Source organism: Streptomyces sp. NBC_01232 (assembly GCF_035989885.1).
In the GTDB taxonomy this organism is placed as follows: domain Bacteria; phylum Actinomycetota; class Actinomycetes; order Streptomycetales; family Streptomycetaceae; genus Streptomyces.
Genome location: NZ_CP108518.1, coordinates 4,302,896 through 4,320,271 on the forward strand (window position 1 = coordinate 4,302,896; position 17,376 = coordinate 4,320,271).

At 74.4% G+C, this 17,376-nt stretch carries 13 protein-coding genes; 4 read left to right on the forward strand and 9 right to left on the reverse strand.

The genetic code is table 11. The features are described from left to right. Positions 1–194 precede the first annotated feature (194 nt). The 5 genes from OG444_RS19875 to OG444_RS19895 are packed head-to-tail and all read right to left on the reverse strand — an operon-like array spanning position 195 to position 8,233. Complete coding sequence (locus OG444_RS19875; protein WP_327263426.1) at positions 195–1,130, reverse strand: GHMP family kinase ATP-binding protein; 936 nt, start codon at positions 1,128–1,130, stop codon at positions 195–197. Further along, a complete protein-coding gene (locus OG444_RS19880; RefSeq protein WP_327263427.1) occupies positions 1,127–4,477 on the reverse strand; it encodes a non-ribosomal peptide synthetase family protein in 3,351 nt (1,116 codons plus the stop codon). The genes OG444_RS19875 and OG444_RS19880 overlap by 4 nt, the downstream gene beginning before the upstream one ends. Then, on the reverse strand, positions 4,474–5,673 hold the full coding sequence (locus tag OG444_RS19885) for an ATP-grasp domain-containing protein (RefSeq protein ID WP_327263428.1): 1,200 nt from the start codon (positions 5,671–5,673) through the stop codon (positions 4,474–4,476). Before OG444_RS19885 ends, OG444_RS19880 begins: the two co-directional genes overlap by 4 nt. Further along, a complete protein-coding gene (argH, locus tag OG444_RS19890; RefSeq protein ID WP_327263429.1) occupies positions 5,670–7,154 on the reverse strand; it encodes an argininosuccinate lyase in 1,485 nt (494 codons plus the stop codon). The genes OG444_RS19885 and argH overlap by 4 nt, the downstream gene beginning before the upstream one ends. Continuing rightward, positions 7,151–8,233, reverse strand: coding sequence for a cysteine synthase family protein (locus OG444_RS19895; protein ID WP_327263430.1), 1,083 nt, complete (start codon positions 8,231–8,233; stop codon positions 7,151–7,153). The genes argH and OG444_RS19895 overlap by 4 nt, the downstream gene beginning before the upstream one ends. A gap of 178 nt (positions 8,234–8,411) precedes the next feature. Here OG444_RS19895 and OG444_RS19900 point away from each other — a divergent pair, with 178 nt between their 5' ends. Beyond that, positions 8,412–9,155, forward strand: coding sequence for a thioesterase II family protein (locus tag OG444_RS19900; protein ID WP_327263431.1), 744 nt, complete (start codon positions 8,412–8,414; stop codon positions 9,153–9,155). Here OG444_RS19900 and OG444_RS19905 read toward each other — a convergent pair. Further along, a complete protein-coding gene (locus OG444_RS19905; RefSeq protein ID WP_327263432.1) occupies positions 9,121–10,497 on the reverse strand; it encodes a class II 3-deoxy-7-phosphoheptulonate synthase in 1,377 nt (458 codons plus the stop codon). The two genes, OG444_RS19900 and OG444_RS19905, sit on opposite strands and share 35 nt — an antisense overlap. A gap of 143 nt (positions 10,498–10,640) precedes the next feature. On the opposite strand from OG444_RS19905, the gene OG444_RS19910 reads away from it, so the two are divergent. Continuing rightward, entirely contained in the window at positions 10,641–12,203 is a 1,563-nt protein-coding gene (locus tag OG444_RS19910) for an anthranilate synthase component I family protein (RefSeq protein ID WP_327263433.1), read from the forward strand. Beyond that, positions 12,200–12,787 carry an anthranilate synthase component II gene (locus OG444_RS19915; protein ID WP_327263434.1) on the forward strand — a complete coding sequence of 196 codons (588 nt, stop codon included), beginning with the start codon at positions 12,200–12,202 and terminating at the stop codon, positions 12,785–12,787. The genes OG444_RS19910 and OG444_RS19915 overlap by 4 nt, the downstream gene beginning before the upstream one ends. A gap of 14 nt (positions 12,788–12,801) precedes the next feature. On the opposite strand, the gene pdxR is transcribed toward OG444_RS19915, so the two are convergent. Next, complete coding sequence (pdxR, locus tag OG444_RS19920; protein ID WP_327263435.1) at positions 12,802–14,220, reverse strand: MocR-like pyridoxine biosynthesis transcription factor PdxR; 1,419 nt, start codon at positions 14,218–14,220, stop codon at positions 12,802–12,804. Positions 14,221–14,363: 143 nt separating this feature from the next. Here pdxR and trpD point away from each other — a divergent pair, with 143 nt between their 5' ends. After that, positions 14,364–15,464, forward strand: a complete 1,101-nt coding sequence (gene trpD, locus OG444_RS19925) for an anthranilate phosphoribosyltransferase (protein WP_442810767.1) — start codon at positions 14,364–14,366, stop codon at positions 15,462–15,464. Here trpD and trpC read toward each other — a convergent pair. Both trpC and OG444_RS19935 read right to left on the reverse strand, forming a co-directional pair. Continuing rightward, positions 15,394–16,251, reverse strand: a complete 858-nt coding sequence (gene trpC, locus OG444_RS19930; RefSeq protein WP_327263437.1) for an indole-3-glycerol phosphate synthase TrpC — start codon at positions 16,249–16,251, stop codon at positions 15,394–15,396. The two genes, trpD and trpC, sit on opposite strands and share 71 nt — an antisense overlap. A gap of 197 nt (positions 16,252–16,448) precedes the next feature. Further along, a complete protein-coding gene (locus OG444_RS19935; RefSeq protein WP_327263438.1) occupies positions 16,449–17,375 on the reverse strand; it encodes a TauD/TfdA family dioxygenase in 927 nt (308 codons plus the stop codon). Position 17,376: the final 1 nt, after the last annotated feature.

Consider the following 17,376-nt stretch of genomic DNA (forward strand, 5'->3'; position numbering starts at 1 on the left):
ACCGACTGGTGGACACCGGGGATGGCCCGAAGCGGAAGCGGGGCGGTTTTCTCGTCGGATGCGCAACGGCCCCCGGGACGAGCGTAGTCGCTCGTCCCGGGGGCCGGAAACGTATCGGGGCGCAAGGGCCCGCGGGGCGCCTGCGGGGCGTCCGCGGGACGCCGGTGCGGCGTCAGTGGGTCAACCGCCCGGGGTCAGTGGAAGGTCAGGGTCCGGTAGACCGTCACATTGCCGACGAGCTCCTGGCACAACTGGGCCGCCACGGCCAGCCGGGCGGGGCAGTCGGGGGCGTCGGTGTCCATCAGGATGCCGAGCGTGGTGCCGCTGTGCCCGACGACCACGCCCAGGCCGCCGACCTCCTCGCAGATGCCGATCATCGGCTCCAGGGACCACTTGTGGCGCAGGACCTGGTTCATCCGGGCACTGGCGGTGGCGACCCGGCCGACCTCCGCCAGGTCGCGCGCGGCCACCGCGCCGGTGATCCGGTCCAGCAGCCGCGCGTACTCGTGCTTGTCGGCGTCCGTGAACGGCTTGGGGATGTTGTTGAAGGCGACGGTGTCCACCGCGCCGCCCTCGTCCGCGCCGACCACCGCCATCGAGGGCAGGGAGCCCAGCCGGGCGCGGAGTCTGACGCTGCGGTGGTGAAAGGCCACCACCGAGGGGTAGAGCACCCCGTCGGTCGGTTCGATCCTGGCCAGGTACCGCTCGATGCGGCGCGGCGGCATCGGGACGCCGAGCGCGTTGGCCACGGCCCGGGCGGTCGCCACCAGGTCGGCCGAGGAGCTGGCCAGCCCCTTGCCCTCGGGCAGGGTGCTGTCGATCCGCAACAGGCCCGCGGGTTCCAGCCCCTCGTCCTGAAGGATCATGGCGGTGAGCCGGAGCGCCTTCTTCTTGTGCGGTGGCCACACCTGGAGCCCCGGCTCGTCCGGCCGTATCTCGAACCGGACCATGGACCAGCGGGCCACCGGCAGGGTCACCAGGAAGTTGCCGTCCTCCTCGGGCAGGACGCCCTGGAGCAGCTCGCCGAAGGTGCCGAAGGCCGTGCTGACGCCGCTGGCGGCCACCTTCCGGTAGCCGGTGGCGGGTACAGCCGCCGGGCTGACCGGCGCTGCCGTCTGGGTCGTGATCATCCGGTGGTCCTCCTCACCACGTCGGCGGTCTCCGCCGGCCTGGTACCGGGGAAGTAGTGTCCGCCCTCTTCGAGTTCGTGCAGCGTGACGCGGTCGGAGACCGTACGCCACGCCCGGTACGCGTCCGGGCCGGCGGGGGCGGTCCACCTGTCGTCGCGGGCCACCACCACCTCCACGGGGGCGTCGATCCGGTGCGCCCGCGGGTCGTCCAGGACGCCCAGCAGGTGCCGGTTGGCGGTGATCACGTCGTGCCGGTAGGCCCGGTCCACGGCCGCCGCCCGCTCGGGGCTGAAGGCGTCCAGTTCCACGTACGCGTTGTCGGAGCGCAGCCGGCCCAGCAGCACGTCCCGGTCCGCCGCCGCCGCCTCGGCCAGCTCCGCCCGCAGCGTCTGCGCCCCCGGCAGCAACCGGCCCCCGATGAAGACGCGTTCGACGGGCCGGCCGGCCTCCTGGAGCAGGCGTGCGGTCTCCAGGGCCGCGGCGGCGCCCGAGCTGTGGCCCCAGAGGAGTACGGGCGTGGTGACCTGCGCGAGGATCTCGTCGCGGGCCCGTGCGGCGAGGGCGCCCACGTCCTCCAGCGGCTCGTCCTCGGCCGCGAAGTCGTGGCCGGGCAGTTCCGCGCCCAGGACCGCGATGCCCTCGCCCTCCAGCTCGGCCGCCAGGGCGCGGAAGTTCAGGGCGCTGCCGCCCGCGTAGGGCAGGCACACGAGGGTGTGGCGCGGGTTGCGGACCGCGAGCAGCGGGTGCAGCAGCGGCGGCGCTGTGTCCCGGGGCTCGCCGCGGCCGCGTCCGTCGAGCAGGGCGGCCAGATCGGACAGGACCGGGTGGGCGACCAGTTCCTTCATGGACAGCGCCCGGTCGAGCCGTACGGTCACACGGACCGCGGCGAGGGAACTGGCGCCCAGCGAGAAGAAGTTGTCGTGGCGCCCGATGCGTTCCAGCGGTACGCCGAGGACCTCCGCCCACAGCATGGCCAGCCGGCGCTCCGTGGCGGTGGCCGGGCCGGTGTGGCCGTCGCCGCCGTGGCCGAGGGTGCTCGCCAGCTCGGCGAGGGCCTTCTTGTCGGCCTTGCCGTTGGCGGTGCGGGGCAGGCGGCGCAGCGGATGGAGGTAGCTGGGCACCATGTAGTCGGGGAGGGCGGCCGCCAGGCGGGTACGGGCCTGCTCGACGGTGGGGCCGCTGCCGCTGCCGCTGCCGCTGCCGTCGGTGGCGTTGTCGGCATCGGTGGTGAAGAAGGCCACGAGGTGACGGTGGATGCCCGCGTCGCCGACGACGACCACCGCCGCCTCGCGCACGCCGCTCACGGCGAGGAGCTTGCTCTCGATCTCGCCGAGTTCGATGCGGAAGCCGCGGATCTTGACCTGCTCGTCGTGCCGGCCGAGGTACTCCATCCGGCCGTCCGGGAGCCAGCGGCCGAAGTCGCCGGTCCGGTACATCCGGGTGCCGGCCCGGAACGGGTCGGGTACGAAGACCTGCTGGGTGCGTTCCGGGTCGCCCGCGTAGCCGCGGCCGACACAGACGCCGGAGAAGGCGATCTCGCCCGCCGAGCCGAGCGGGACCAGGGCGAGGTTCTCGTCCAGGACGTAGGTGTTGACGTTGGGCAGGGAGCGGCCGAGGGGGACGGGGCGGCCGGGCTCGGGGGCGCGGTCGAGGAGCTCGTGCATGGTGTCGTCGCAGACCTCCGTCGCGCCGTAGGCGTTGACCAGGGGGATGTCCGGGCAGAGCGCGAACCAGCGGCGGACCAGGGCCGGGGCGAGGACCTCGCCGGTCACGGAGACGGCGCGCAGGGCTCCGAGGGGGCGGGGGCTGCGCTCCAGGTGCCGGACGAGCACTTCCAGGTACGCGGGCACGGTCTGGGCGACGGTGACGCGGCCCGCGGTGATCTCGTCGAGGAATCCGTCCACGTCGAGGAGGACGTCGGTCGACACGATGCGGGTGGCGCCGCCGGTCAGCAGGGGGGCGGCGAACTGCCAGAGGGAGATGTCGAAGCTCTGCGGTGCGGTCTGGGCGACGATCTCGGCGCCGGCGGCGTCGGTCAGCCCCATGTCCGCGGCCTTCGCGAGGAGGTGGTTCAGGAGACCGGCGTGCTCGCACACGGCGCCCTTGGGCTCGCCCGTGGAGCCCGAGGTGAAGTAGATGTACGCCGCGTGCCCGGGGCGGACGCGGGTGGGGCTGCGGGTGCCCGCGTCCGCCCCGGGCCGGCCGTCGGGGAGCGGCGCGGAGAGGGACTCGTGTGCGCAGAGCACGGCCGGGGGGTGCGCGGTGGCGGCCGCGGCCCGGCGGGCGAGGGCGTCGGTGGCGGGTTCGGCGAGCACGAAGGAGGCCGCGGCGGCGGACAGCTGGGCGGCGATCCGCTCCACGGGCAGGTCGGGGCCCATGGGGAGGTAGACGGCGCCGGCTTTGAGGACGCCGAGGGCGGTGGCGATCCATTCGAGCGAGCGGTCCATGAGGACGGCGACGATGTCCTGCGGGGCGCAGCCGGCGGTGAGCAGCGCGTGCGCCGTGCGGTCCGCGCGGGCGGCGAGCTCGCGGTAGGTCCAGGTGCGGGCGCCGTGCTGGGCGGCGACGGCGCCGGGGTGGCGGCGGACCCGCTCCTCGAAGAGGTCGGTGAGGACGGCGTCGGGGAGCTCGGTGCGGGGTCCGGCGAGGCCGTAGAGCTGGGTCTCGATCTCCTGCGGGGCAAGCAGGCTCTGCCGGTCGTGGCGGGCGGACGGATCTTCGGTGAGCAGGCGCAGGGCGGTCAGGTGGTAGCCGGCGAGGCGGTCGGCGTACGCGGCGTCCAGGGTGCGGGGGTCGTGGCGCAGCTCCAGCCGGGGGTCGGGCCCGGCCGTGCGCCAGTGGACCCGCAGCCTCTCGCCGGGGGCGGGCGGCGCGCCGGCGCCCTCGGTCAGGTCGAGGACCACCTCGGGGCGGGGCCCGTCGGGCGCCGCGGCCGAGGCCAGGGCCGCCTCGGTCGCGGCGGCGAGCCCGGCCCAGCTGGACGGGGCCAGGGTGAGGCGCACTTCCCGCACGCCGGAGCCGTCGGCGAGGCCGGTGCGCAGGTCGCGCTCGGCGGCGACGGTGGCGAGCACGCGGGCGTGGGCGGCCGCGAGCAGCACGGCCGGCCGGACCCCGAGCGCGGTGGCCGTCCGCGCGAGCGCGGCCACCAGTTCCCCCGGCACGGCCACCACCCGTGAGCCGGCGCCGGGGCCCGCGCCCGAGCCCTCGTCCGCGCCCGCCGTGACCCAGTGGGGAACCCGGGTGGGTGTCGTGGCCGGGGCGGCCGGTGCCGGTGCGGCCGGGGCGGTGGCCGCAGGTGCGGTGCCCCGCGGGATCTCGGTGGCGGGGGTGGACAGGGCGCCTTTCATCGGGGGAGTTCCTCCACTGTGATGTCGATCAGGGCCGTCGCCGCCGTGGCGCGGCGGGACGCGGTCGCGTGGTCCGGGCCGGCGGCGACCACGCAGGCCAGGCGGTCCTGGAAGGAGTGCGTCACCCGGACGTCGCGGCCCACCGCGGTGGTGGCGGCCGCGGCGGCCACGCCCGGGGCGGCCGCGGCGTCGGCCAGGCCGTCGATGGCGGTGACCCGGCCCTCCGTGGCCACCTGGACGAAGCGGACGGAGGCGTGTCCGGCTGCGGGGCCGGGCAGGGCGGCCGGCCGTCCGGCGGCCCGGGCGATGACGGCGTCGACCAGGTCGACGCCGGTCGCGGCGCGGACGGCGACCGGGATCATGCCGCCCGCCAGGCGCGGGTTGACCTCGATGACCACGGGTCCGTCGGAGCCGAGCCGCAGTTCGGTGTGGGCCGCTCCGTAGCCGAGGCCGAGCGCGGCGACGGCCCGTACGGCGGTGGCTCCGAGCACCTCTGCGGTGGCGGCGGGGACGGGGGCGGGAACGTCGTGCCCGGTCTCCACGAAGTACGGCTCGGGCCCGACGTGCTTGGCGACCACTGCCACCACCGCGCCGTCGAAGGTCTCGACCGAGTACTCGGGGCCGCGGACCGCCGCTTCGACCAGTACGGTGGCGGACCCGTCGGCCAGCAGCCGGTCCGCCCATGTGCGGGCCTGCCTGCGGTCCCCGCACAGCCGGACGCCGGCCGAGCCGGAGCCGCTGACGGGCTTGAGGACCACGGGGAAGCCGATCCGGGCGGCGGCGTCGGCGGCTTCGCCGGCCGAGGTGACCGCCGCGAAGGCCGGTACCGGGACACCGGCGGCCGCGTGCACGGCCCGCTGGGTGTCCTTGGAGCGGCAGCGCGCGACGGCGTCGCCGTCCGGTCCCGGCAGGCCCAGCTTGGCCGCCATCCGGGCCGCCATGTCGACGAAGTACTCGGAGCTGGAGGCGATGGCGGCCGGTGCGATACGGGTGCAGGCGTCCAGGACGGCCTGCGGATCGGCGGTGTCCAGCACCACCGTGTCCACCCCGTCCGCCGCGGCGTACGGATACCGGCCGGGGTCGCGGCTCAGCAGGACGGGCCGCATCCCGCGGGCCCGGGCGGCGGCGCAGAACTCCCTTCCGGTGCCGGTGGTGTTGCTCTCCAGAAAGGCGAAGGCGGCGCCGTTCTCGGTCATCTCGTCCCTCCCTCGGTGTGACGTGCCACGACGGCGGCCACATCGGCGTCCAGGCGGCGCTCGGCATCGCGCAGCCCCTTGCGGTGAGCCGTGATCCACTCCCCGTGTCCGGCGAGCCGGTCCCTCAGGGTGGTGACGACGGCGGCGCACTCGCCGGGGCCGCCGCCCCGGTTCAGGTCGGCGACGACCTCGGCGAGCGAGGGCAGTGCGCCGCCGAAGTCGGTCACCCCCTCCGGCGTCTCGATCTTGGTGAGTTCGTGCTCGCCGGAGGCGATCGCGTCCCGCACGGCCCGGCCCACCACATGGTGCGCGGTCCGGAACGGCACCCCCTCGCCCACCAGCCGGTTGGCGATCACGGTGGCGGTGGTGAAGCCCTCCCGGGCCCGCTGTTCCATGCGGGCGGTGACCGGGCGGGCGCCGGAGACCAGCACCTGGCCGAGCAGGACGGACTCCCGTACGGCGGCCAGTGCGGGCCAGGCCACGGCCACGGCCTCGGTCCCGACCTCGATGGAGTTGGTGAAGGGGGTGGACTTGGCCGCGGAGGCCGAGGCGGTCCAGGCGCCCACCGCCCAGGCCGCCTTGGCCTTGACGTGCTCCAGCAGGAAGGCGTTGCGCTTCTGCGGCATCGCGGAGCTGCCGCCGACCAGCCGCTCGGGGAACTCCACGAACCCGAACTCCTGGGTGCTCCACAGCTGGAGGTCGGTGGCCAGCCGGCTCAGCGTGACCGCCGCCGACGCCACGACGCCCAGGGCGCGCAGCAGGGTGTCGCGGGCCGCCACCGCGTCGGTGGCGTGCAGGGTGGGGCCGCGGAAGCCCAGCAGGCCGGCCGTGCGGGCGGGGTCGATCGGCAGGTCCGTGCCGGCGACTGCGCCGGCGCCCAGCGGGCAGCGGTCGAGTTCGCCGATGGTGTGGCGCAGCGCGGTGATGTCGCGGTCCAGGGCGGTGGCGATCCCGGCCAGGTAGTAGCCGTAGCTGATGGGCATCGCGGGCTGGAAGTGGGTGTAGACGGGCATCACGGCATCGTCGTGCCGGCGGGCCCGGGAGAGCAGACCCGCCTGCAGGCGCAGTGTCTCGCCGAGCAGATCGGTGAGTTCGGCGCGCAGGCGCATCGCGGTCATGGTGGCCTTGATGTCGTTGCGGGAGCGCGCGGTGTGCACCTTCCCGCCGATGTCGGCGCCGAGCTCCTCCACGAGGTAGCCCTCGTACATGAGGTAGAGGCCGCGAGGGGCCCGGCGGCCGGTCAGCTCGGCGAAGCCGCTCTCGCGCAGCCGCCGGATCCGGTCCAGCAGGGCCGCCGCGGCGGGTCCGGGGAGCAGCCCGCTCTCGCCGAGCATGACCACGTGGGCCAGGTCGACGGTGCTGGTGGCCTCCAGCTCGCGCCGTACGGCCTCGGGGCCGGGCTCGCCGTAGACGACGCGGCGGGTACGGGCGCCCAGGCCCTGCTCCAGCCGGCCCGTACCGGTGATCGAGGGCGCGCTCACGCTCCCACCTCCACGGGCTGCGGGGCGGCCGAGGGGGCGTGCCGGGGAACGGCGCCGGGGATCTCCTCGTAGGCCCTGCGGTCCCAGGCGAACCGGGTCCACCGGTCGGCCCCCGCCGCGTCGGGGCCGGTCGCGGCGACGGGCGTCGCCGGGCGTTCGCGCAGCGGGAAGCCATTGGCCTCGAGCCAGCTGTCGTCGTAGACGGTGGCCTGGTAGCGGTAGCCCTCGTCGGGGAGCATCACGACCCCGGTGCGGTCGGGGTTGCGCTCGGCCCACCAGCGGGCGACGAGGTAGGCGGCGCCGCTGGTCGGCCCCTGGAAGAGGGCGTGGCGGGCGTGCAGGGCCCGGGTGGAGGCGAACGCCTCGCCGGCGGTGAGCCAGTGCACCTCGTCGAAGACCCGGTGGTCGAGGTTGGCGGGCCACAGGCTGTTGCCGAGCCCGCGCAGCTCCCGGGGGCCGTCGGGCTGTCCGAAGAGCACGCTGTGGTGGCTGTCCACGCCGATGGCCTCGGTGTTCGGGGTGCGCTCGCGCAGCGCCCGTACGGTGCCGCACATCGAGCCGCCGGAGCCGACCGGGCCGATCACCGCGTCCACGGCGCCGAGGGTCCCCTCGAGCTGCTGCGCGACCAGCCGGTACGCGCCCGGGTTGCCCGGATTGGTGTACTGCTCGGGGCAGAAGGAGTCCGGCAGTCCCGCGCGGATCTCGGCGAGCCGGCGCAGTCTGGCCTCCTGGAACCCGCCGACCTCCGCCGGTTCGTGGCAGATCTCCACGCGGGCCCCGAGGTCCGTCAGCCGCCGGTAGAGGTTGGCGTCGATCGCGGGGTCGCTGACCAGGATCAGCTTGCGGCGCATCAGGGCGGCCTGCATGGCCAGGGCGAGACCGAAGGTGCCCGAGGTGGTCTCGACGATCACGGTGTCGGGGCCCAGTTCCCCTCGTTTCTCCGCCTCTTGGAGAATGTGATGGGCCGGGAGCAGCTTCATCAGCGTGAAGGCCGCGCCGTAGAGATTCGGGCCGAGCCGGATGACGCGCGGCATCATCGTCGCTTCGGATATCGAAGGGAAGGCGGAAGTCGCCGTCATGGAATCTCCCGGTGCAGTCGTCGGCGAGGGGGACGGCTCCCACTGTGCTGAAGGGCCCTGACGGGGCACTGACAGCCGCGCCCGCCGGACGTCAGCGGGGCGTCAGCGCGGGAGTGGACCATCGCGCCGTCGAAGACGTGCGGACGCCGGGTGCGGCGGGTGGGCAGGGGTGGCAGCGATGGCAGCGATGGTGTGGACACAGGTGGTCGAGGCACGGCCGTTCGCGGCGGAGCGGGTGGTGTGCTTCCCGCACGCGGGCGGGTCCCCGTACTTCTTCCGGTCCTGGGGCAAGGGGCTCGGCGCGTACGAGGTCCAGGCGATCTGCTATCCGGGCCGCGCGGAGCGGTTCTCGGAGGACTGCGCGGAGCAACTGGTGCCGATGGCACGGGAGATAGCCGCCGAGATGCTGGCCTCGGGGGACGAGCGGCCGACCGCCTTCTTCGGGCACAGCATGGGCGCGATCGTCGCGTACGAGGTGGTCCGCGCGCTCGAGGAGGCCGGCTCCGGGGTGGGGCACCTCTTCGCCTCGGGGGCGCGGGCACCGCATCTGATGGCGGGGGACCCGGTGGCCGCGGCGGCGTGGGACGAGGCGTCGATCGCCCGGACTCTGGTCGAACTGGGCGGTACAGAGCCGGAGTTGCTGAACAACCGGGCCTTCGTGGAGCTGGTGATGCCCTACATCGGGGCGGACTTCCGGCTGCTCGCCGCCTACGAGGGGCAGCCCCGGCCGCCGTTGGACTGCCCGGTCACCGCGATCGTGGGCGCGTCCGACCCCCGGGTGACCACCGCGCAGAGTGGTGCCTGGCGGGAGTCGACCCGGGGGCCGTTCGGGGCGCTGACCGTGCCCGGCGAGCACTTCTACCTCGCCGAGGAGCCGCCGTTCGCCCTCATCGAGGAGACGTTGCGCGCGTCCCGGGGGTGAGCGGTCCGCGCTCCCGGTACATCTCGGCGAGCCGGAAGGCCAGGTCGAGGGACTGGGTGTGGTTGAGACGGGGGTCGCAGGCCGTCTCGTAGCGGTGCGGCAGGTCCTCGGGCCGGACAGTGTTGCCGCCTCCTGTGCATTCGGTCACGTCGTCGCCGGTCAACTCGACGTGGATGCCGCCGGGATGGGTGCCCAGCGACCGGTGGACCTCCACGAAGCCCCGTACCTCGTCGAGCACGGTGTCGAAGGAGCGGGTCTTGTGGCCGCTGGGCGCCGTGACGGTGTTGCCGTGCATCGGGTCGGACACCCAGCACGGCAGCGCGCCCTCCGCGGCGACCTTCTCGACCAGCGTGGGCAGCACGTCGCGGATCCGCTCGGCGCCGGCCCGTACGACGAAGGTCAGCCGGCCGGGCTCGCGGTCCGGGTCGAGGCGGTCGAGGAGGGCCAGGACGTCGTCGGCGGCGGTGGTGGGGCCGAGCTTCACGGCGATCGGGTTGTCGATCCGTGAGAAGAACTCCACGTGGGCGCCGTCGAGGTCGCGGGTCCGCTCGCCGATCCACAGCAGGTGCCCGCTGGCGGCATAGGTGCGGCCGGTCTCCGGTTCGGTGCGGGTGAGCGCGGCCTCGTAGTCGAGGAGCAGCCCCTCGTGGCCGACGAAGAACTCGGCGGTGCCCAGTTCGCGGGTGTCCACCCCGCAGGCGTGCATGAAGGCGAGCGTGCGGTCGATCTCGTCGGCGAGGGCCTCGTAGCGCTCGCCGGTGCCCGAGCCGGCGACGAAGCCCTGGTTCCAGGCGTGCACCTGGTGCAGGTCGGCGAAGCCGCCGGTGGTCAGGGCGCGGATCAGGTTCAGGGTGCGGGCCGAGGCCTCGTACATGTCGCGCAGGCGCCGCGGGTCGGGGATGCGGGAGGCGGCGGTGAACTCCAGGCCGTTGACGGCGTCGCCGCGGTAGGACGGCAGGCTCACGCCCCCGCGCTCCTCGTACGGGCTGGAACGGGGTTTGGCGTACTGGCCGGCCATCCGGCCGACCTTGACCACCGGCAGCGCGGTGGCGTGCGAGAGGACGACGGCCATCTGGAGCAGGGTCTTCAGCTTGCCGCGGATGGAGTCGGTGGTGACCTGCTCGAAGGTCTCGGCGCAGTCGCCGCCCTGGAGCAGGATGGCCTCGCCACGGGCGACCGCAGCCATCTTCAGACGCAGTTGTTCGCACTCGGCGCCGAAGACCAGCGGGGGCGCCCCGGCCAGCCGGCCGGTGACGGAGCGCAGCGCGGCGGGGTCGGGCCAGTCGGGTTGCTGAGCGGCCGGGAAATTCCGCCATGAGGAACTGTTCTCGGTTTGTCTCATGGCCTCAGTTACCCATTGCCGCCACGGAATGGTCAAGCATTTTGGAAATGGACCGTATCGCCGCTGTGGAATTGGTCTGGCGATGCCCGGCGGATCATTGATTCACTCATTTCGACGGAAAGAAGAAGAAGGGGGAGATCGCATTGTGGGATTCACGTGTTTCGCCGGACGCGGGCAGCGGTCGGGTGGAGGTGCGGGTCGAGGTCGAGGAACTGGCCGGGCACGCCCCGCCCGACCTGTACGCGGCGCTGCGCGCGGTGCTCCCGGCCGAGGAGGTCTTTCTCCTCGAGAGCCTGGAGGGAGCGCCCGCGGACCGCCGGTCGGCGGTCGTCGGCTTCGGGCGGCTGGCCGAGATCCGGGTCCACGCGGACCGGGTCGAGGTCGACGGGGCCGCGCCGGAGCTCAAGCGGGCGCTGGCGGGCGCGGTCGAGGCGGCCGGACTGGTCACGGACGGGCCCGCCGCGGGCTGCCCGGTGGCCCACCACCCGCTCCCGGAGGGTCCGTACGTCTTCCGGTCGGAGCGGCCGGCGCAGGTCTGGGACGCGCTCGGGCGCGCCCAGGGGCTCTTCTCGGTGACCACCGAGCTGCCCGGGACCGGCTACGCCTTCGGGTTCCTGACCTCGCTGGCGTACGAGTCGGCCTGGCACATGGAGGAGCTGCCGGAGCGGGCCGACGGGGACGGCGGGCGCCCGGACATCGTGCTGACGCTGTTCCGGAACACCGTCTGGTACGACGTCGAGGGCGGCCGGGTACGGCGGCTGCGGGCCGACAGCCCGGCCTTCGCCGGCCTCGCGGAACAGCCCGGACTGCCCGATGTCGCGGGGGTGTCCGGGACGTTCGCGACGTCGGGGGTCCCCGAGGCGCCCGTACCGCACTCGGTGCGCGACAGCGTCGACCGCGAGACGTTCCTCGGCTGGGCCGCCCGCTGCCTGGAGCACATCGGCGTCGGCGACGTCTACCAGATCCAGATCGGCCACCGCGTCGACGTGGAGACCGGTCTGACCCCGCTGGAGGTCTACCGGCGGCTGCGCGCCCGCAATCCCTCCCCCTACATGTACCTGGCGGCGCAGGCCGGGCGGACCCTGATCGGGGCCAGCCCGGAGCTGTTCTTCCGCATCGAGGACGGCGGGATCGTGATGCGCCCGATCGCCGGGACGGCCCGCCGGGGCCCCGACGAGGAGACCAACCGGCGGCGTGTCAAGGAGATGCGGGAGAGCGTCAAGGAGCAGGCCGAGCACATCATGCTGGTCGACCTGTGCCGCAACGACATCGGGCGGGTCGCCCTGCCCAGCACCCAGCCGGTGGACCGGCTGATGGAGGTGGAGACGTACTCCCACGTGTTCCACCTGGTCTCGACCGTCTCGGGCCGGCTGGCTCCGGAGGTCGGCGTCTGGGACGCGGTCCGGGCCACCTTCCCGGCCGGGACGATGTCGGGCGCGCCCAAGGTGCGCGCCATGGAGATCATCGACGGCCTGGAGCGGGAGCGGCGCGGTGCCTACGCGGGCGCGGTCGGGCTGGTCGACGTACGGGGCTGGAGCGAACTCGCGCTGTGCATCCGCACGATCGAGTACGACGGCCGCACGTACTCCACGCAGAGCTCGGCGGGCATGGTGGCCCAGTCCGAGCCGGAGTCCGAGTGGCAGGAGACGCTGGCGAAGATGGGGGCCGCCTACTGGGCGCTCACCGGTGAGGAGCTGCTGCCGTGAAGGTGCTGCTGATGGACGCGTACGACAGTTTCGTCCACATCATCGACCAGTACCTGCAGGTGCTGGGGGCGGACACCGAGGTGGTCCGCTCGCGCACCCGGACCCCGGAGCAGCTGGTCGGGCTCGAGCCCGACGCGGTGGTGCTCGGGCCGGGCCCCGGGCACCCGGCCGAGTCCGGGCACGTGGAGCTGGTGCACGCCTTCGCGGGGCGGGTCCCGCTGCTCGGGGTGTGCCTCGGGCACCAGGCGATCGGGCTGGCGTACGGGGGCCGGATCGAGGTGGCCGGGCAGGTGATGCACGGGCGGACCAGCATCGTCCGGCACGACGGCGAGGGCCTCTTCCAGGGGCTGGGCCACAGTCTGGAGGCCACCCGCTACCACTCGCTGCTGGTCGCCGACCCGCTGCCGGAGCCGCTGGTCACCACGGCGGTGGCCGCCGACCACGGCTACGTGATGGGGCTGCGGCACCGCACGCTGCCGGTGGAGGGGGTGCAGTTCCACCCGGAGTCGGTCATGACCACGGGCGGGCTGACCATGATGGAGAACTTCCTGGCGATGCGGGCCGGCGCGCTCACCTCCCGCTGACCGGGAGGCGGCGCTCACCGCCCGGTCGGCACGCCCGCCAGTTCCCGCAGCGCCTGGTCCGCGCCCCACCGCGGCAGGTGCGCGTGCCCCACCACGAGGGCGGGCGCCCCCTCGCCGGCGCGGGCGTGGTGGGAGGCGGCACCGGTGAGGAGCACCGAGCGGCGCAGTGCCCCGGCCACCAGCGCCGCCTCGTCGGTGTGCCGGGGCAGCCTCACGTACGCGTGCAGTCCGGCGGCCGGGCCGGTCACGGCCGCTCCCGGCAGGTGCCGGCGCACGGCCTCGCGCAGGGCGTCGTGGCGGGCCCGGCACAGGGCGTTCAGCCGGCGCAGGTGCCGGTCGTAGGCGCCCCCGCGCAGGAACCCCGCGAACGCCAGCTGGGTCAGCACGTCGGTGCCCAGGTCGTGGCGGGCGCGGGCGTGCTGCAGCAGGTCCAGGAGCGGGGCGGGGGCGGCGAGCCAGCCCAGGCGCAGCCCGGGGGCGAGGGACTTGCTGACGGTGCCCGCGTAGACCACGTGGTCGGGGGCGAGCCGCTGGAGAGCCAGCGGCCGGCCCGCGCCCCGCTCGTACCACAGGCCCCGGTCGTAGTCGTCCTCGATGATCAGGCCGTCCACCTCCTGAGCCCATCGCACGAGCTCCTCGCGGCGCCGGGGGGACAGCGGCGCCCCGGTGGGGAACTGGTGCGCCGGAGTCACGAGGACGGCCCGCGCCCCGGAGGCGGCGAGCGCGGCGACGTCGAGGCCCTCACCGTCCACCGGCAGTGCGACGGGCCGCAGGCCGCTCTCGTGGACGAAGCGGCGCTGGCCGGGGTGGCCCGGGTTCTCGATGCCGAGGGAAGTGATCCCCAGCTGCGGGAGGACGGCGGCCAGCAGGCCCAGGGCCTGCGCGAATCCGGCGGTCACCATGACCTGGCCGGGCGCGGCGCGCACCCCGCACATCCGGCCCAGGTAGCGGGCCAGTTCGAGGCGGAGCCGCAGGTCACCGGCGAGCGGCGGGTAGTCGAGGGCGGCCGGGTCGGCGGCGTTCAGGGCCCGCTGGTAGGCGGCGAGCCATTCGCGGCGGGGGAAGTCGGGGACGTTGCCGCCTCCCGGGCGCAGGTCCCAGCGGACGGACGGGTCCCGGCGGCCGGTGTGCCCGTCGTCGAGCAGGGAGGGCACGGGCGCGAGCCCGCGGGCCCCGCGGTCGAGGTGGGACACCACCCGGGTACCGGCGCCCTGCGCCGCCTCCAGGTAGCCCTCGGCGACGAGTTGTCCGTACGCCTCCACCACGACGCTGCGGGAGACGCCGAGGTCGTGGGCCAGGCGCCGGCTGGAGGGCAGCCGGGTACCGGGATGCAAAGTTCCCTCGGTCACCTCCTTCTTGATGAATCGCTGGATCTGCGACGTCAGCGGAATTTCGGATTCCCTGACGAGCGTGACCGCGGCGTGCAGGGCCACTGGCTTTCTCCTTCGGTGACTTCCGAATTGGACTGGACGGAATTCCGGGCAGTGGTCTGGAAAGGCTGGACGCTCTTTCGCAGACTGGGGTGTCGGATCTTTTCCCTCCCTTTTCCTAGCCGCTCCAGGAGACCGCCGTGGCTGTGATCGAGACTGCGCACGAGACCGATTGGCCAGGATTGCTGAACGCACTGCTGGACCGCCGGGACCTGACCGCCCGGGAGACCGAGTGGGCGATGGACCGGGTGATGTCCGGCGAGGCCGGCCCGGTCCGGCTCGCCGGGCTGCTGACGGCCCTGCGGGCCAAGGGGGAGACCGCGGCGGAGCTGGAAGGGCTGGTGTCGGGGATGCGCGGCCACGCGGTGCCGCTGTCGGTGCCCGGACGCGCGCTCGACATCGTCGGCACCGGCGGTGACGGCTCGCACAGCGTGAACGTGTCCACCATGTCCGCGGTGGTGGCCGCCGGGGCCGGCGCCCTGGTGGTCAAGCACGGGAACCGCTCCGCCTCGTCCGCCTGCGGTTCGGCCGACGTGCTGGAGGAGCTGGGGGTCCGGCTCGACCTGCCCGCGGCGGAGGTGGGGGAGGTCGCGGAGGAGACCGGCATCACCTTCTGCTTCGCCCAGCTGTTCCACCCGGCGATGCGGTTCGCCGCGGGCACCCGCCGCGAACTGGGCATCCGTACGGTCTTCAACGCGCTGGGCCCGCTGACCAATCCGGCTGATCCCGCGGCCCAGGCGGTCGGGGTCGCCGACGCGCGGCTGGCTCCGCTGATCGCGGAGGTGCTGTTCCGGCGGGGGGTGTCCGCGCTGGTCTTCCGGGGCGACGACGGGATGGACGAGCTGACGGTCACCACTACCTCCACCGTGTGGTCGGTCACCGGATCCGGGGTGCGGAAGGAGACCTTCGACCCGCGGGACATCAAGATCCCCTACGCGCCGGCCGACGCCCTGCGGGGCGGCGACCGCGTCCACAACGCGCGGGTGGCCCGGGAGGTTCTCGCCGGGGCCCGCGGACCGGTCCGGGACGCGGTCCTGCTGTCGGCCGCGGCCGGGCTGGCGGCCCTGTCCCCCGACGGGCGGCCGGTCGCCGCCCGGCTGGCCGACGGGGTGGCCCGGGCCGCCGAGGCGATCGACTCCGGTGCGGCGGCCGCCGTACTGGAGCGCTGGGCGGCCGTCACGGAAAAGCGGGACCGGGAGCACCGGGCAGTCGCCGGGGCCTCCCCGCGCCCGGCCGCCCTCCGTTGAACCGGCGGCCCGCGGCCACCAGAGCGGCCACCGCCTCCCGGCGGTGGCCGCTGGTGACGAGGGCCTCGCCCACCAGGATCGCGTCGGCGCCGAGCTCCGCGTACTCCACGGCGCACCGCGGGCCGCGCACCCCGGACGCGGCGATCCGCACGATGTTCTCCGGGATGTCCGGCGCGATGGCGGCGAAGGCCCCCTTGTTCATCTCGAGCGTCTTCAGGTTGCGCGCGTTGACCCCGATCACCCAGGCCCCGGCGTCGAGCGCCCGGCGCGCCTCGCCCGGGTCGTGCACCTCCACCAGCGGGGTCAGGCCGAGCTCCGCCGCCTGCGCCACCAGATCGACCAGCAGCGGCTGTTCGAGCGCCGCGACGATCAGCAGCACCAGGCTCGCGCCGTGGGCCCGCGCCTCCCACACCTGGTAGGGGTCGACCACGAAGTCCTTGCGCAGGAGCGGCACCGTCACCCGGGCCCGTACGGCGTCCAGATCCGCCAGCGACCCGCCGAAGCGCAGCTCCTCGGTCAGTACGCTGACCGCGGCCGCGCCGCCGGCCTCGTACGCGGCGGCCAGCGCCGCCGGGTCCTCGATCGCCGCGAGCCGGCCGCGCGCCGGGCTGGCCCGCTTGACCTCCGCGATCACCTTCAGTCCGTCCGTACCGCGCAGCAGCTCGGCGCAGTCGGCGACGGGCCGGACCTCCGAGGCCCGGTCGCGCAGCTCGCACTCCGGAACCCGGCGCCGCCGCGACGCCAGGCCGTCCCGCACGCCTGCGATGATCTCGTCGAGCGCGTTCATGCTTTCCGTCCATTCTCGCCGGGCTCCGCGGGGCGCCACGGCGCCATCGGTCCAGACCCTAGGAAGACGGCCTCCGGACGGCTACGTCCTTAAGGCTGCGGTGAATCGGGCGGGCCGGGCCCCGCAGGGCTGCGCCCCGCCGGGTCGAAACCCGACGGGGCGCGAGCGCCGGGGGCCCGGCCGGCCGGGGTGGGGGGTCAGGTCATCGAGACGACGATCTTGCGGGCGCCGGTGTACGCCTCACGGCCGTGCAGGACCGACATGTTGTCCACGATCATGATGTCGCCGACCTGCCACGGCTCCGACAGCCGGTTCTCCCGCTGGGCCTTGCGGACATGGGCCAGGTCGTCGTCCGACAGCGGGGTCCCGTCGCCGTAGGTGACCCAGTGCGGCAGGTCGGCCACGTCGTCGATCAGCGACAGCAGGTCCTCGGCCTCGTCGTCCGGCAGGTTGGAGGGGTGCCACTGGTCGGCCTGGTTGAACCAGGTGTCGGCGCCCGTACGCGGGTTGTGCCGCAGGCCCGGGCGGTGCTGGCTGACCCGCAGGCCGCCGTCGGCGGTCCAGGCGTACTCCGCGGCCGACTCCTCCAGGAACCGTTCGACCACCGCCCTGTCCTGCGTCTCGAAGGTGTCCTGCCAGGACTTGCCGAGCCCGAACCCGCCGTGCAGGTGCTGCCGGTAGACCACGCCCGAGGCGAAGCGCTCGCGGACCTCCGGCGGCAGCGAGGCGAGCAGCGCCCCGCCGTCGCAGACCGGGGTGGCGCCGCCGGTCTCGGGCGCGATCAGGCAGCCGAAGAACAGCCGGGTGGGCCAGGACTGTGCGTACGACATCTCGTTGTGGAGGGAGATGTCGAAGCGGGCCGGGTACTCGGTGGAGGTGAAGACCCCGTCGGTGACGGCCGCCCGGGGGGTGTTCCCGCCCCGGTAGCTGTCGATGAGGGAGTCGCCGAAGAGGGCCACCGCGGAGTGGAAGGCGTCCGCGTCGGTGAGGCCCAGCCCCCGTACGAGGACCGCGCCGTGCTCGGCGAGGAGTTCCTCGGCCCGGCGGCGTACCTCCTCGGACCGGGTGTCGGCGTACAGGACGGCGAGGGTGGTGCCGCCGGCCGTGCGTGTCTCGTGGCGCATG